This is a genomic window from Paraburkholderia unamae, from assembly GCF_003096875.1.
GTDB classification, from domain to species: Bacteria; Pseudomonadota; Gammaproteobacteria; order Burkholderiales; family Burkholderiaceae; genus Paraburkholderia; species Paraburkholderia unamae.
In genome coordinates this window covers 43,591-58,942 of the sequence record NZ_QEOB01000038.1, presented here as the reverse complement: position 1 = coordinate 58,942, position 15,352 = coordinate 43,591, and the positions used below count along the sequence as shown (strand labels likewise).

Sequence of the window (15,352 nt, the reverse complement as noted above, 5' to 3'; positions counted from 1 at the left end):
ATGCAAGCCTCCACCTCCACTCCTTCGCAGCCGGGCGGCCAAAGCCTGTACGACGCGCTCGCCGACTGGGCGCGCACCGACGGCCTTGTCTGGATCTATCTGCTCAAGGCGATCGCCGCGGCGCTGCTCGCGCTCGGCATCGCCATGAAGCTCGATCTGCCGCAGCCGCGCACGGCCATGACCACGGTGTTCATCGTGATGCAGCCGCAAAGCGGCCCCGTGTTCGCGAAGAGTTTCTACCGGATCTGCGGCACGCTGGTCGGCCTCGTCGTGATGCTCGCGCTGATCGGCCTCTTCGCCCAGCAACCGGAACTCTTCATCGTCTCGACGGCGCTGTGGGTCGGCCTGTGCACCGCGGGCGCCGCGCGCAACCGCAATTTCCGCTCGTACGGCTTCGTGCTCGCGGGGTACACGGCGGCGCTCATCGGCATTCCGGCTTCGCAGCATCCCGACGGTGCGTTCATGTCCGCCATGACGCGCGTATGCGAAATCTCGATCGGCATTCTTTCCTCGGGCTTCGTGAGCGCCGTGGTGTTCCCGCAATACACGGGCGCGCTGCTGCGCTCGACGGTGCGGCGCCGTTTCTCGTCGTTCGTCGATTATGTTTCGGCGGTGCTCGCGGGGCGTATCGACCGCTCGCATGTCGAGGCGACCAACGCGCGCTTCGTCGCCGATGTCGTGGGCCTCGAAGCGAACCGCAGCACGGCCGTGTTCGAGTCGCCCGACGCGCGCATGCGCTCGGGACGCCTCGCGCGCCTGAACACCGAGTTCATGACGGCCTCCACGCGCTTTCATGCGCTGCATCAGTTGATGAACCGCCTGCACGCGGAAGGCTCCTCGGCCACCGTCGAGGCGCTCGAACCGTACTTCCACGAGATCGCCCCCCTCTTCGCCAAAGCAGGCGAGCCGGTGCTCACGGCCGCCGACGCGGCGCACGTCTCGAAGCAACTCGAAGACTATCGCGCGACGCTGCCCAGGCGCGTGCGCGCCACGCGTGACGCACTCGAAGCCCAGGGCGATGCGCGCCTGCTCGATTTCGACACGGCCACGGAGCTCTTCTACCGCTTCGTGCACGAGATGACCGAGTACACGGCCACCTACGCCTCGCTCGCCGTCGACACGCACTCGCGCGAAAAATGGATCTCGCGCTATGTGCCGAAGACGAACCTGATCGCGGCGGGTGTGTCGGGCTTGCGCGCGGCGATCGTGATGACGCTGCTCGGCGCGTTCTGGATCGCCACCGCGTGGCCGAGCGGCACGAACCTCGTGCTCAACGCCGCCGCAACCTGCGCGCTCGCCTCGGCTTCGCCGCAGCCCGCGCGCATGGCAAGCCAGATGGCGATGGGCACCGTGCTCGCGTCGTTCGTCGGCATGATCCTCACGTTCGGCGTGTTTCCGCACATCGACGGCTTCGTGATGCTGTGCGTCGTGCTCGCGCCCGCGCTCGCCCTTGGCGTGTTCCTCACGACGCGACCGAAATACGCGGGCCTCGGCGTGGGCTACTGCATCTTCCTGTGCTTTCTCGCGGGCCCGGACAACGTCGTGCAGTACAACCCGAGCGGCTATATCAACGACGCGCTCGCGCTCGTCGCTTCGATGGCCGTGTCGGCCGCGGCGTTCGCCGTGCTGCTGCCGCCCTCCACGCCGTGGCTGCGCCGCCGTCTGCTCGCCGACCTGCGCGGCGGCGCGGTGCAGGCGTGCCGGGCGCGCCTCAAGGGACTGCGCAACCGCTTCGAAAGCGGCGCGCGCGACCTGATGTTCCAGCTCGCCGCGATCGCCGGCAACGACGAAGCGCAACGCCGCGACACGCTGCGCTGGCTCTTCTCCACGCTCGAAGTGGGCAACGCCGCGCTCGATCTGCGCGACGAACTGGCTACGCTCCCCGCCCATCCGCAGTACGCGGCGGGCACGACATGGCGCATCGCGGTCGATGCGACGCTCGAAGCCGTGAGCGCGCTGTTCGAGCGCCCGAGCGAGGCGCGCTATCGCGGCGCGCTCGCCTCGACCGACGTCGCCATTGCCGCGAGCCAGGCCGTGCTGCAAGGCATGTTCCGGCCCGAAGCGACGGGCGCGGCGCAACGCGGCGACACGCCGCCGCGCGAGGAGCGCCACCAGTTGCAGCGCATCCAGAGCCATCTGCATTTCATCCGCACCGCGCTCATCGACCCGCAATCGCCGCTCGCGGCGTATGCGGGCAGCGCGGGCGCGCATCCTGGCGCCAGCCAAGGAGCCAACCATGCCTCGTGACGTAGCGTTTCTCGACGCCTATATCCCGGCGATCGTGCTGCTCTTCATTCTGGGCGCGGCGATCACCTGGGTGCTCGATTCCGTGCTGGCCAGAACCGGCCTCTACCGGGTCGTGTGGCACCCGTCCCTCTTTCGCGTGAGCCTGCTCGTGGTCGTGTGCTGCGTGCTGGGTCTCGCGGTCTATCACTGAAGCGAAGTCGAATCATGACAATCCGGAACATCATTGGCTTTATCGCGACGGCCATCATCTTCGTCGTCGCCATTCTGGTGGGACGCGTCCTGTGGGTGCACTACATGGACGAGCCCTGGACCCGCGACGGCCGCGTGCGCGCCGAAGTGGTGAACATCGCGCCCGACGTCTCGGGCGCCGTGGTCGAGCTGCCCGTGAAGGACAACCAGTTCGTCCACAAGGGCGACCTGCTGATGCAGATCGACCCGTCGCACTATCAGATCGCCGTGGAGCAAGCCGAGGCCGCCGTGGGCGCGCGCAAGGCCGAACTGACGATGCGCCAGGACGACGCGAAGCGCCGCGCCGACATGGACAGCGAAGTCGTGTCGCAGGAAAACCGCGAGAACGCCTCGCACACCGCGAACTCGGCGCAGGCGCAGTATCAGCAGGCGCTCGCCGCGCTCGACGCCGCGAAGCTCAATCTCGAACGCACGCGCGTGATCTCGCCGGTCGACGGCTACATCACGAACCTCCAGGTGTTCCAGGGCGACTACGCGATTGCGGGCCAGGCCAAGCTCGCCGTGGTGGACAGCCATTCGTTCTGGGTCTACGGCTACTTCGAGGAAACCAAGCTGCCGCACGTGAAGGTGGGCAACAAGGCCGAGATCAAGCTGATGAGCGGCGGCACGCTCGAAGGCCACGTCGAAAGCATCTCGCGCGGCATTTACGACCGCGACAATCCGCAAAGCCGCGAACTGCTCGCCGACGTGAACCCGACCTTCAACTGGGTGCGGCTCGCGCAGCGCGTGCCGGTGCGCATCCATATCGACAAGGTGCCGGACGACATGGTGCTCGCCGCGGGCACGACCTGCACGGTGGTGGTGAAGCCGGGCACCTGATGAGGCATGCGGGCGGCCGCCGAGCCGCCGCGGATCACGAGAAGGGGAACGTCATTGCGACGCTCCCCTTTTTTGTTGCGTGCACAACGAGAGAATGTCAAACGTTGCCGCACATTGGACCGACAGTCAAACGGTGGGCATTGCAAAACCTTTCTCCCTAGCACGCTAAAACCTGTCTCGATTGATGCACATCAATCGAGGTTTTCTGAATTGCTAGGATTATTCCTATTTCCCATTTACTCCTGACCCACACGCGACGTGACCTATCGCGCATATCGACTACATGAAGCCAGCCAGGCGACCGCTGGGCCCGCGCGCGGCAAGGTGCGCCGCTTCGCGCGCCGTGCGCTGGCCGGACTCATGAGCCGTCAGTCGGCCAGCTCCGTGCGCGTGGTCGTGCTCGGTCTCGGCAACGTCCAGTGGGGCGATGCCGGCGTGGGCGTGCACGCGCTCGCGCGACTCCGGGCGCAGTGGCAATGTCCCGCGCAGGTCGAACTCGTGGAAGGCGGCACGCGCGGTCGCACGCTCTTGCCCGTGGTCGAGTCGGCGCAGCGCCTGATCGTGCTCACCGCGCTCGATTTTGGGCTCGCGCCGGGCGAGTTGCGCGTGCTCACCGGCGACGAAGCGGCCCGGCAACTCTATCTGCGCCGCCCCAACCGCCCCGGCATGGCCTTCGCCGACGCCCTCGCCTGCGCGCAGCTAAGCGGGCGCTCGCCGCGCGACATCGTGCTGATCGGCGTGCAGCCGCACCACGGCGACTGCTATGGCGCGCGGTTGTCCAGCGCCGTTGACGGGCAACTCGACCCCGTGGTCGACACCGCGCGGCGCTGGCTGCAACGCTGGCGCGCCGCGCCGCTGCCGCGCACGGTCGCCTGCCCCGGTACGCCCATCCCGCCCGGCGCCTGAGCGCAAGCCCCCGCGCGGTCGCCATGTGACGACACGCCTCGCCCGCGGCGTGCGCCGGTAGTGGAGAACCCGCGTTGCCCGCGCGCATTGCACTGCACTATCCTGAAAAACCGGCGCCAGATCCGGCCGCCGGCCTCGCCTGCGTCGGCCGGATAACGAGCACGCAAAGACACCAACAAGCACGCGCAAACACCATAAGCACGGGTGAGCAGCATCAGGCGCCATCAGCACGGGAGGAAGGCAGTCATGCATTACCGCGATTTTCACCGCGAGTCGATCGCACAGCCCGAGGACTTCTGGCGCCGCGAAGCCGCGCGCATCCACTGGGAAACGCCGTTCGACCAGGTGCTGGACCGCTCGAACCCGCCGTTCGCGCGCTGGTTCGTGGGCGGGCGCACGAACCTGTGCTTCAACGCCGTCGACCGCCATCTCGCGTCGCGCGCGCAGCAGAACGCGCTCGTCTATGTCTCGACCGAAACGGGTATCGAGCGCCGCTACACCTACGCCGACCTGCACGCCGAGGTGAACCGCATGGCCGCCGTCATGCGTTCGCTGGGCGTCGCGCGCGGCGACCGCGTGCTGATTTATCTGCCGATGATTCCCGAGGCCGTGTTCGCCATGCTCGCCTGCGCGCGTCTGGGCGCGGTGCATTCGGTGGTGTTCGGCGGATTCGCCGCGCCGAGCCTCGCCGCGCGCATCGACGACGCGCGGCCCGCCCTGCTCGTGACCGCCGACGCGGGCGCGCGCGGCGGCAAGGTGATCGACTACACGCCGCTCGTGGACGAAGCCATGGCGCGCGCCGAACACGCGCCGCCCAAGGTGCTGCTGATCGACCGCCAACTCGCGCCCGAGCGCCTGAACGCGCCCTATCTCGTCGATTACGAGCCGCTGCGCGAGCAGCACTACGACGCGCGCATTCCCTGCGAATGGCTCGAATCGAACGAGCCCTCGTATGTGCTCTACACCTCGGGCACGACCGGCAAGCCGAAGGGCGTGCAGCGCGACGTGGGCGGCTATGCCGTGGCGCTCGCGGCCTCGATGGAATACATCTTCGAGGGCCGCCCGGGCGACACCATGTTCACGGCATCGGACATCGGCTGGGTGGTGGGCCATAGCTACATCATCTATGCGCCGCTGCTCGCGGGCATGACCACGGTGATGTACGAAGGCACGCCTGTTCGCCCCGACGGCGGCATCTGGTGGCGCCTCGTCGAACAGCATCGCATCAACCTGATGTTCACGGCGCCCACGGCGATTCGCGTGCTCAAGAAGCAGGACCCGGCGCTCCTGCGCGCCGCCGACCTGTCGAGCCTGCGCACGCTCTTTCTCGCGGGCGAACCGCTCGACGAGCCCACGGCGCAATGGATCTCGGACGCACTCGGCAAGCCCGTGGTCGACAACTACTGGCAAACGGAAACCGGCTGGCCGATGCTCGCCATCCAGCGCGGCGTGGAGCCGCTGCCGCAAAAGCTCGGCTCACCCGGCGTGCCCTGCTACGGCTACGACCTCGTGCTGCGCGACGAGCACACGGGCGAGCCGTGCGCGCAGGGCGAGAAAGGCGTCATCACGCTCGGTTACCCGCTGCCGCCCGGCTGCATGCAGACCGTGTGGGGCGACGACGCGCGCTTCGTGAAAACGTATTGGGAGAGCGTGCCCGGCCAGCAGGTCTATTCGACCTTCGACTGGGGCGTGCAGGACGCGGACGGTTACGTGACGATCCTCGGGCGCACCGACGACGTGATCAACGTGGCGGGCCATCGCTTGGGCACGCGCGAAATCGAAGAGGCGATCTCCTCGCACGCGGCGGTCGCGGAAGTGGCCGTGGTGGGCGTGAACGACGCGGTGAAGGGTCAGGCGGCGCTGGCTTTCGTGGTGTTGCGCGACGCCAATGCGGCAGCGAATCCGGCCGACGCCGAAAAGCTCGCCGCCGCGCTGGCCGCAACGGTGGACCGCCAGCTAGGCGCGATCGGCCGCCCCGCGCGCGTGCACTTCGTGCCGATGCTGCCGAAAACGCGCTCGGGCAAGCTGCTGCGCCGCGCGATTGCGGCGCTCGCCGAAGGGCGCGATCCGGGCGATCTGCCGACGATCGAGGACGCTACGGCGCTTCAGTCGATTCGCGAGGCGGTGGGCTCGGGCGATAGCTGACCCGAGGCCCGCGCAGGCCCCAGGCAGGAGCCCGGCGGCCGCTCAGCGTGCGAGCGGCCGATACCCGGCGAGAAAGCGCTTGAGGATGCCGGTCGAATACGTGCCCGCGATATCCGTGAGGAAGCTCGAAAACGAAGTGCTCGCGTGCTCGTCGGCGGTGTCCGAGATCGTACGCACGACCGCGCACGGCACCTCGTACTCGTGGCAAACCTGGGCGATCGCGGCGCCTTCCATCTCGACCGCCAGCGCATCGGGCAACAGCGCGCGCAGCGCGCCCACGGCCGCGGCGTTCGCCACGAACTGGTCGCCGCTGATCACGAGCCCGCGATGCACCTGCGGCAACGCGGTTTCGAAGCGCGGCAGCGCGGCCTTGTAGCGCGCCGTCAGCTCCGTGCCCTCCTCCGCGATGAACCGTTCGCACGCAACGGCGAGCGCCTCGGCCAACGCATGGTCGGCGTCGAAGCGCGAGCGCGCCAGTAGCGGAATCTCGTGGCGCGGGAACAGCGGCTCGGCGTTCATGTCGTGCTGGAGCAGCGTTTCGCCCACCACGACGTCGCCGACATGCACGTCCGGGCCCACGCCGCCCGCCACCCCCGTAAAGACCACGGCCTCGACATCGAACGCATGGATCAGTGCGCTCGCCGTGGCGGCCGCCGCGACCTTGCCGACGCGCGCGAGCGTCACGACGCAAGGCGCGCCGTGCACGGTGCCGAGGTGATAGTCGCGCCGGCCGAACGTGCGCGTCACGACGCCGGATTCGGCCTGCATCGCCGCGATCAGATCGCCGAGTTCCTGGGGCAAGGCGGCAAGCACGCCGAGCGGTCGAGCGGCCGTGCCGCTCGCGTAGGTGGGGAGGTTCATCTTCGATTGTTTTCCGTCTGAATCGTCTGAGGCTTACGCGCGCTCACTCCACTGCCTGCAACTTCGCCACCGCCAGCGCGAGCCACTTCTCGCCGTGGCGCTTGAAGCGCACCTGCGCCTTGGCGTCGGTGCCGCTGCCTTCGAGCGCCGTGATCGTGCCTTCGCCGAACTTCGTGTGGAACACGCCCTGGCCCACGCGGAAGCCCGTTTCGGCCGCGCGCTGCTCATTGGCGAACGCAGGTGCGGGGCTCTTGTCGGCGATATAGGCGTCGCGCTCGCGGCGGCCGCCGCCGTTGCTGTTGCCGTCACCGCCGCCCGGCCGCGAGAACCAGTCGCGGCCCCAGCCGGCGTTGTCGGAGCGTCCGCCCCAGCGCGCGCCCGCCTCGACCTTGGGCGTGAGCCACTTGAGCGACTCCTGCGGCAGTTCGTCGAAAAAGCGCGAGCGCACGTTGTAACGCGTCTGGCCGTGCAGCAGACGGCTCTGCGCGAACGAGATATACAGCCGCTCCTTCGCCCGCGTGATCGCCACGTACATGAGGCGGCGCTCTTCTTCGAGGCCGTCGGCTTCCATCGCGCTGTTCTCGTGCGGGAACAGGCCCTCTTCGAGACCGGTCATGAAGACCGCCGTGAATTCGAGCCCCTTCGCCGCGTGCACCGTCATCAGTTGCACGGCGTCCTGGCCCGCCTGCGCCTGGTTGTCGCCCGCTTCGAGCGACGCATGCGAGAGGAAGCCCGCGAGCGGCGTCATGACGTCGGGATTCTGCGCGGGGTCGGTGATCGTGGGCGCGTCGAGCACTTCGATCTCGCCGTCCTGCGAGACGATCTCGGGCGCGGCGCTCGCGCCGGGGCGCAGCGGGATCGAGCGCGCGGGCGTGTCGAGGCCGTAGCCCGCCTCGCTCACGAACGCCGTGGCCGCATTCACCAGTTCCTGCAAGTTCTCCAGACGGTCCTGACCTTCGCGCTCGGTCTGATAGAACTCGGCCAGTCCGCTCATGCGCACCGTGTATTCGACGGTTTCCGGCAAGCTCATCTGCGCCGTTTCGGCGCGCATCTTCGCGACCAGATTGGCGAACGAACCGAGGCTCGTGCCCGCCTTGCCTGTCACGTAGGGAATGGCCGCGGCCATCGAGCAGTTGTAGAGACGCGCCGCGTCGGCAAGCTGTTCGATCGAGCGCGCGCCAATGCCGCGCGTGGGGAAGTTCACGACGCGCGCGAACGCGGTGTCGTCGTTCGGGTTGTCGATCAGGCGCAGATACGCGAGCGCATGCTTGACTTCCTGGCGCTCGAAAAAGCGTAGGCCGCCATACACCTTGTACGGCACGCCCGCGTTCACGAGCGTGTGCTCGATCGTGCGCGACTGCGCGTTGCTGCGGTAAAGAATGGCGATCTCGTGGCGCGCGAGCCCCTGATTGATGAGCGCGCGAATTTCCTCGACGATCCAGCCCGCTTCCTGCGAATCGGTCGCGGCCTCGTACACGCGCACCGGCTCGCCGTGGCCCGCGTCGGTGCGCAGGTTCTTGCCCAGACGCCGCGAGTTATGCGCGATCAGGTAGTTGGCCGCATCGAGAATATGGCCGTGCGAGCGGTAGTTCTGCTCCAGCTTGATCATGTGCTTCACGCGGAACTCGTTCTCGAAGTCGCGCATGTTGCCCACGTTCGCACCGCGGAACGCATAGATCGACTGGTCGTCGTCGCCCACTGCGAAGATCGCGTTGCTCGGCCCCGCGAGCAGCTTGAGCCACGCGTACTGGAGCTTGTTGGTGTCCTGGAACTCGTCCACGAGGATGTCGCGAAAGCGCGCCTGATAGTGCGCGCGCAGCGGCGGGTTGTACGAAAGCAATTCGTAGCAGCGCAGCAGCAGCTCGGCGAAATCGACCACGCCTTCGCGCTGGCACTGCTGGTCGTAGGCCTCGTAAAGCTCGACGAACTTGCGGTTGAAGTCGTCGCTCACGTCCACGTCTTTCGGACGCAGGCCCTGTTCCTTCGCGTTGTTGATGAAGTACTGGAGATTCTTGGGCGGATACTTCTCGTCGTCGATGTTCAGGCCCTTCATCAGACGCTTGATGGCCGAAAGCTGGTCGGCCGTGTCGAGAATCTGGAAGGTCTGCGGCAGGCCGGCGTCGCGGTAATGCGCGCGCAGCATGCGGTTGCACAGCCCGTGGAAGGTGCCGATCCACATGCCGCGCGTGTCGATGGGCAGGAGCGCCTGGAGGCGGCTCATCATTTCGCGCGCGGCCTTGTTCGTGAAGGTCACGGCGAGGATGGTGGACGGCGAAGCCATGCCCTGCTGGATCAGCCACGCAATGCGCGTGATCAGCACGCGCGTCTTGCCGCTGCCCGCCCCGGCCAGAATGAGCGCCGGTTCGTTGGGCAGCGTGACGGCGGCGAGTTGTTCGGGGTTCAGGTTCGCGAGCAGTTCGGGCATGGGCTGAAAGGGAGCGTGACGCTGGGGCGGGACCCCAGTGACGTGGCGCGCGGCAAAGGCGCGCCGTTGAATGGCAGACCGCCATTATAAGTGCGCGCGCACACGGCGGCTTGCGCGCTCCGGGCATGCCGCGAACGCAGCGCGGACCCGGCCTCGCGCGAGCGCACGATGCCCCGCGCTTCACGCCGGATCGCGCCTCACTCGGTCCTCACGCGCGCCTTACATCGGCTGACGCGTCGGCTCCTACACCACTTCCCCTTATAATCGAACGTTTCCGCATCCTTTTTTCGGCAGATTCCACCCATGAGCGACAGCACGCTAGCGAAAAGCTTCGAGCCCCAGACTATCGAGGCCCAGTGGGGCCCCGAATGGGAGCGTCGAGGCTACGCCGCCGCGACCTTCGAGCCCGGCCGCAACAACTTCTCGATCCAGTTGCCGCCGCCCAACGTCACCGGCACGCTGCACATGGGGCACGCGTTCAACCAGACGATCATGGACGGCCTCGCGCGCTACCACCGCATGCTCGGCGACAACACGCTGTGGGTGCCGGGCACCGACCACGCGGGTATCGCCACGCAGATCGTGGTCGAGCGCCAGCTCGACGCGCAGAAGCTCTCGCGCCATGATCTCGGCCGCGAGAAGTTCGTCGAGCGCGTGTGGGAATGGAAGCAGAAGTCGGGCTCGACCATCACCGGTCAGGTGCGCCGCCTTGGCGCCTCGATCGACTGGTCGCGCGAATACTTCACGATGGACGACAAGATGTCGGCCGCCGTGCGCGACGTGTTCGTGACCCTCTATGAACAGGGCCTGATCTACCGCGGCAAGCGCCTCGTGAACTGGGACCCGGTGCTGCTCACCGCCGTCTCGGACCTCGAAGTGGCGAGCGAAGAAGAAAACGGCAACCTGTGGCACCTGCGCTATCCGCTCGCGGACGGCTCAGGCCACCTCACGGTCGCGACCACGCGCCCGGAAACCATGCTCGGCGACACGGCCGTGATGGTCCACCCGGAAGACGAGCGCTATGCGCACCTGATCGGCAAGACCGTGAAGCTGCCGCTCGCGGACCGCGAGATCCCCATCATCGCCGACGACTACGTGGACCGCGAGTTCGGCACGGGCGTCGTGAAGGTCACGCCCGCGCACGACTTCAACGACTACCAGGTGGGCCTGCGCCACGGCCTGCCGATGATCGAGATCCTCACGCTCGACGCGAAGATCAACGACAACGCGCCCGAGAAGTATCGCGGCCTCGACCGCTTCGAAGCACGCAAGCACGTGGTCGCCGACTTCGAGGCGCTCGGCCTGCTGGACTCGGTGCAGCCGCACAAGCTGATGGTGCCGCGCGGCGACCGCACGGGCGTGGTGATCGAGCCAATGCTCACGGACCAGTGGTTCGTGGCCATGACGAAGCCCGCGCCCGAAGGCACCTTCAACCCCGGCAAGTCGATCACCGAAACCTCGCTCGACGTGGTGCGCAACGGCCAGATCAAGTTCGTGCCGGAAAACTGGAGCACGACCTACTACCAGTGGCTCGAAAACATCCAGGACTGGTGCATCTCGCGCCAGCTCTGGTGGGGCCACCAGATCCCGGCGTGGTACGGCGAAAACGGCGAGATCTTTGTCGCGAAGAGCGAAGAAGACGCACGCGCGCAGGCTGAAGCCAAGGGCTACACCGGCGCATTGAAGCGCGACGAAGACGTGCTCGACACGTGGTTCTCGTCGGCGCTCGTGCCGTTCTCGTCGCTCGGCTGGCCGGAGGAGACGCCCGAACTGAAGGCCTTCCTGCCCTCCTCCGTGCTCGTGACGGGTTTCGACATCATCTTCTTCTGGGTGGCGCGCATGGTCATGATGACCACGCACTTCACCGGCAAGGTGCCGTTCGAGACGGTGTACGTGCACGGCCTCGTGCGCGACGCCGAAGGCCAGAAGATGTCGAAGAGCAAGGGCAACACGCTCGACCCGATCGACATCGTCGACGGCATCGACCTCGAAACGCTGGTGGCCAAGCGCACCACGGGCCTCATGAACCCGAAGCAGGCCGCGACCATCGAAAAGAAGACGCGCAAGGAGTTCCCGGAAGGCATCGCCGCCTTCGGCACCGATGCGCTGCGCTTCACGATGGCTTCGATGGCCACGCTCGGCCGCAACGTGAACTTCGACCTCGCGCGCTGCGAGGGCTATCGCAACTTCTGCAACAAGCTGTGGAACGCCACGCGCTTCGTGCTGATGAACTGCGAAGGCCACGACTGCGGCTTCAGCAAACCGGGCGCATGCCAGCCGGGCGATTGCGGCCCCGGCGGCTACACGGACTTCTCGCAGGCGGACCGCTGGATCGTTTCGCTCCTGCAACGCGTGGAAGCCGACGTCGCGAAGGGCTTTGCGGACTATCGCTTCGACAACGTTGCCAACGCCATATACAAGTTCGTCTGGGACGAATACTGTGACTGGTATCTGGAACTGGCGAAGGTTCAGATCCAGACGGGTACGCCCGAGCAGCAGCGCGCCACGCGCCGCACGCTGCTGCGCGTGCTGGAAACGGTGCTGCGCCTTGCGCATCCGGTGATTCCGTTCATCACCGAAGCGCTGTGGCAAAAGGTTGCGCCGCTCACCGACGCGTACCCCGCAGGCGCCGCGGAAGGCGAGGCATCGATCATGATGCAGCGTTACCCGGTGTCGGATGCGAAGAAGATCGACGAAGCCGCGGAACAGTGGACCGCCGACCTGAAGGCCGTGATCGACGCGTGCCGCAACCTGCGTGGCGAGATGGGCCTCTCGCCCGCCACGAAGGTGCCGCTGCTCGTGACGGGCAACGCCGAGCGCCTCGCGTCGTTCGCGCCCTATGCGCAAGCGCTCGCGAAGCTTTCGGAGGTCCAGATCATCGCCGACGAAGCCGCACTCGACGCCGCCTCGGCAGGCGCGCCGGTTGCTATCGTTGGGACGGACAAGCTGGTGCTGAAGGTGGAGATCGACGTCGCGGCCGAACGCGAACGCCTTTCGAAGGAAATCACCCGACTCACCAATGAGGTGACGAAGTGCAAGGCCAAGCTAGGAAATGACAGTTTTGTAGCAAAAGCGCCGCCGGCAGTCGTTGAGCAGGAGCAGAAAAGACTGGCAGAATACCAGGCAACGCTGGAGAAGCTGGCCGCGCAACTCGCGCGGTTGCCAGCCTGAGTTGCCGCTTCCAGCCATCGGCACACAGGGCTGAAACGCATGGCGCCGCACCCGCGGCGTCGTGCGAGCTCCACAGCACCAGAGCACCACGACAGGGACTAAAGACATGCTGAAAGTGACAAAAGCGGTATTCCCGGTAGCGGGCCTAGGCACGCGCTTCCTTCCGGCCACGAAGGCAAGCCCGAAGGAAATGCTGCCTGTCGTCGACAAGCCGCTCATCCAGTACGCGGTCGAAGAAGCCGTGGCCGCAGGCATCACCGAAATGATCTTCGTGACCGGGCGCAGCAAGCGCGCGATCGAGGACCATTTCGACAAGTCGTACGAGATCGAGGCCGAACTCGAGGCGCGCGGCAAGGAGAAGCTGCTCGAACTGGTGCGCAACATCAAGCCGAACAACGTCGACTGCTTCTACGTGCGTCAGCCCGAAGCGCTGGGCCTCGGCCACGCCGTGCTGTGCGCGGAAAAGCTCGTGGGCGACAACCCGTTCGCCGTGATTCTCGCGGACGACCTGCTCTACGGCACCCCGCCCGTCATGCAGCAGATGGTCGAGGTGTTCGACCACTACCATAGCTCGGTGCTGGGCGTGGAAGAGATCCCGCCCTCGGAAACGCGCTCGTACGGCATCGTCGACGGCAAGGAATGGGAAGACTCGATCGTCAAGCTCTCGGGCATCGTCGAAAAGCCGGCGCCCGAAGTCGCGCCGTCTAACCTGGGCGTGGTCGGCCGCTATGTGCTCAAGCCGCGCATTTTCGACCACCTGCGCTCGATCAAGCCGGGCGCGGGCGGCGAACTCCAGCTCACCGACGCCATCCAGTCGCTGCTCGCCGATGAACAAGTGCTCGCGTACAAGTACCACGGCACGCGCTTCGACTGCGGCAGCAAGCTTGGGTATCTGAAGGCGACGGTCGAATTCGCGCTGCGTCACCCGGAAGTCGGCGCCGATTTCGAAGAGTATCTGCGTACGCGCAAGCCGGTGCTGGAAGGCTAGGCGCCCCCGGCCAGGCGCCCCCGGCCAGGACGGCATCGCTGCGCTTCGCGCAAACAAAAATGGCCCGCATGAGTTTTCACACTCATGCGGGCCATTTTTTTATCGGCTGCGGCGTTTAGCGGCGGCGCATCAGGAACACAAACGTCTTGTCCTGCTGCGAGCTTTCCACGATCTCGTTGCCCGTTTGCTTGGCGAACGCGGCGAAATCGCGCTGCGAGCCGGGATCGGTCGCGAGGACCTTGAGAATCTGGCCGCTTTCCATGTCGGCGAGCGCCTTCTTGGCGCGCAGGATCGGCAGCGGGCAGTTCAGCCCGCGTGCATCCACTTCCTTGTGAACCTGAATCTGCATCGGGGTTGGATCCTTCGGTGGCGCACCGTCGCGGCGTGAGACGGCGCTGGCAATAGCGTCGATTTTACCGCAGCCACGCCAGACGCCGCTTGGCCTCCGATCACGGCACGGCTCACAGCGTGACCGCCGCCCCCGTGTGCAGCGATTCGCGCAGCGCCTGGCCGATGCGCGTGGCCTCCAGCGCGTCGTCCAATGTCGCGCCAAGGCTCTCGTTTTCCGCGGCACCCGCCTTGCGCGCCGCGACTTCGGCGACGAACGCCTGCGCCTCGATCAGGAACGCCTCTTCGAAGCGGTCGAAGAACGTGGGCGTGCATTCGCTGCGCACGCCCGTCGCGTCATAGACATCGACGCGATTCGCGCGCGGGATGCGCCCGATCGCCAGCGCCCCCGCCGTGCCGATCACCTCGCTCGACGTATCGTTGCCGTGCGCCATCGTGCGCGAGGCGTAGAACATCGCAAGACGCCCGCCCTCGAATTCGCAGATCGCCACGCCGTTGTCCACGTCGCCCGCTTCGCGCAGGCCCTCGTGCAACGCGATCGCGCCCGCCGCATAGACGCGCGTCGCGCGCGGCTTGCCGAGCAGCCAGCGCGCGACGTCGATGTCGTGCACCGTGCAGTCGAGGAAGATGCCGCCCGAGGTGGGCGCGAAGCGCACGAAGAAGCCTTCGGGGTCGTTCAGGTCGCAGGTTTGCGAGCGCACGAGAAAAGGCCTGCCGATCGCACCCGCGTGCACTTTTGCATAGGTATCCTGATAACTCGGGTCGAAGCGGCGCATGAACCCGATGGTCACCTGCCGGTCGGGGTGACGATGCGCCACATTCACCACGCGCTCGCATTCGGCCACGTCGAGCGAAAGCGGCTTTTCGCAGAACACGTGCTTGCCCGCTTCGAGCGCCTGCACGATCTGCCCGGCATGCAGCGCCGAAGGTGTCACGAGCCATACCGCATCGACCGATTGATCCGCCAGCAGGTCGGCGTAATCGCCATACTGGCGCGCGGCGGGCAGCGCCTCGCGCGCCCACGCGAGATCCGCATCGAGCGGACTGCACGCCGCGGCGAGCGTCGCCCCCGGCACGCGATACGCCAGGTTCTGCGCATGCCGCCGCCCCAGCCTTCCGAGTCCCGCCACGCCCACGCGCAATGGCCGGGCACGATCGATTGCCTGCATCCTTGCTCTCCTCGCTTGATCTCA

The 15,352-nt window shown here is 66.8% G+C and carries 11 protein-coding genes; 7 read left to right on the top strand and 4 right to left on the bottom strand.

All coding sequences use genetic code 11. The annotated features are described in order from the left end of the window. The 5 genes from C7402_RS42635 (at nucleotide 1) to C7402_RS42615 (ending at nucleotide 6,366) form a co-directional block, all read left to right on the top strand. Complete coding sequence (locus tag C7402_RS42635) at nucleotides 1-2,247, top strand: FUSC family protein (protein WP_116614830.1); 2,247 nt, start codon at nucleotides 1-3, stop codon at nucleotides 2,245-2,247. Continuing rightward, nucleotides 2,237-2,437, top strand: coding sequence for a DUF1656 domain-containing protein (locus C7402_RS42630; RefSeq protein ID WP_028208049.1), 201 nt, complete (start codon nucleotides 2,237-2,239; stop codon nucleotides 2,435-2,437). Before C7402_RS42635 ends, C7402_RS42630 begins: the two co-directional genes overlap by 11 nt. A 14-nt stretch (nucleotides 2,438-2,451) precedes the next feature. Beyond that, nucleotides 2,452-3,315, top strand: a complete 864-nt coding sequence (locus tag C7402_RS42625) for an efflux RND transporter periplasmic adaptor subunit (protein WP_112177690.1) — start codon at nucleotides 2,452-2,454, stop codon at nucleotides 3,313-3,315. A gap of 258 nt (nucleotides 3,316-3,573) precedes the next feature. Next, nucleotides 3,574-4,221: a hydrogenase maturation protease gene (locus C7402_RS42620; protein ID WP_116614829.1), complete on the top strand. Its 648-nt coding sequence runs from the start codon at nucleotides 3,574-3,576 to the stop codon at nucleotides 4,219-4,221. A 246-nt stretch (nucleotides 4,222-4,467) separates the two neighbouring features. Next, the gene (locus tag C7402_RS42615; protein WP_112177692.1) at nucleotides 4,468-6,366 is read left to right on the top strand and encodes a propionate--CoA ligase; all 1,899 of its coding nucleotides are present in this window, start codon (nucleotides 4,468-4,470) and stop codon (nucleotides 6,364-6,366) included. Between the two features lie 42 nt (nucleotides 6,367-6,408). On the opposite strand, the gene C7402_RS42610 is transcribed toward C7402_RS42615, so the two are convergent. Continuing rightward, a complete protein-coding gene (locus C7402_RS42610; RefSeq protein WP_116614828.1) occupies nucleotides 6,409-7,227 on the bottom strand; it encodes a 5'-methylthioadenosine/adenosylhomocysteine nucleosidase in 819 nt (272 codons plus the stop codon). Between the two features lie 43 nt (nucleotides 7,228-7,270). After that, nucleotides 7,271-9,652 carry a UvrD-helicase domain-containing protein gene (locus C7402_RS42605; RefSeq protein WP_112177694.1) on the bottom strand — a complete coding sequence of 794 codons (2,382 nt, stop codon included), beginning with the start codon at nucleotides 9,650-9,652 and terminating at the stop codon, nucleotides 7,271-7,273. Between the two features lie 303 nt (nucleotides 9,653-9,955). On the opposite strand from C7402_RS42605, the gene C7402_RS42600 reads away from it, so the two are divergent. Both C7402_RS42600 and galU read left to right on the top strand, forming a co-directional pair. Continuing rightward, nucleotides 9,956-12,823, top strand: coding sequence for a valine--tRNA ligase (locus C7402_RS42600; RefSeq protein WP_116614827.1), 2,868 nt, complete (start codon nucleotides 9,956-9,958; stop codon nucleotides 12,821-12,823). Between the two features lie 106 nt (nucleotides 12,824-12,929). Beyond that, nucleotides 12,930-13,811 (top strand): UTP--glucose-1-phosphate uridylyltransferase GalU, encoded by an 882-nt coding sequence (gene galU / locus C7402_RS42595; protein ID WP_112177696.1) that lies wholly within the window; start codon nucleotides 12,930-12,932, stop codon nucleotides 13,809-13,811. Between the two features lie 115 nt (nucleotides 13,812-13,926). Here the strand turns inward: galU and C7402_RS42590 are convergent, their stop codons facing one another. Both C7402_RS42590 and C7402_RS42585 read right to left on the bottom strand, forming a co-directional pair. Further along, a complete protein-coding gene (locus C7402_RS42590) occupies nucleotides 13,927-14,154 on the bottom strand; it encodes a sulfurtransferase TusA family protein (protein ID WP_028208042.1) in 228 nt (75 codons plus the stop codon). A gap of 118 nt (nucleotides 14,155-14,272) precedes the next feature. Next, a complete protein-coding gene (locus tag C7402_RS42585) occupies nucleotides 14,273-15,328 on the bottom strand; it encodes a Gfo/Idh/MocA family oxidoreductase (protein ID WP_116614826.1) in 1,056 nt (351 codons plus the stop codon). Nucleotides 15,329-15,352 lie beyond the last annotated feature (24 nt).

Coding starts and splice junctions, on each gene's coding strand:
- C7402_RS42600 (WP_116614827.1), top strand. CDS start 9,956: ATGAGCGACAGCACGCTAGCGAAAAGCTTCGAGCCCCAGACTATCGAG.
- C7402_RS42630 (WP_028208049.1), top strand. CDS start 2,237: ATGCCTCGTGACGTAGCGTTTCTCGACGCCTATATCCCGGCGATCGTG.
- C7402_RS42585 (WP_116614826.1), bottom strand. CDS start 15,328: ATGCAGGCAATCGATCGTGCCCGGCCATTGCGCGTGGGCGTGGCGGGA.
- C7402_RS42635 (WP_116614830.1), top strand. CDS start 1: ATGCAAGCCTCCACCTCCACTCCTTCGCAGCCGGGCGGCCAAAGCCTG.
- galU (WP_112177696.1), top strand. CDS start 12,930: ATGCTGAAAGTGACAAAAGCGGTATTCCCGGTAGCGGGCCTAGGCACG.
- C7402_RS42605 (WP_112177694.1), bottom strand. CDS start 9,652: ATGCCCGAACTGCTCGCGAACCTGAACCCCGAACAACTCGCCGCCGTC.
- C7402_RS42610 (WP_116614828.1), bottom strand. CDS start 7,227: ATGAACCTCCCCACCTACGCGAGCGGCACGGCCGCTCGACCGCTCGGC.
- C7402_RS42615 (WP_112177692.1), top strand. CDS start 4,468: ATGCATTACCGCGATTTTCACCGCGAGTCGATCGCACAGCCCGAGGAC.
- C7402_RS42625 (WP_112177690.1), top strand. CDS start 2,452: ATGACAATCCGGAACATCATTGGCTTTATCGCGACGGCCATCATCTTC.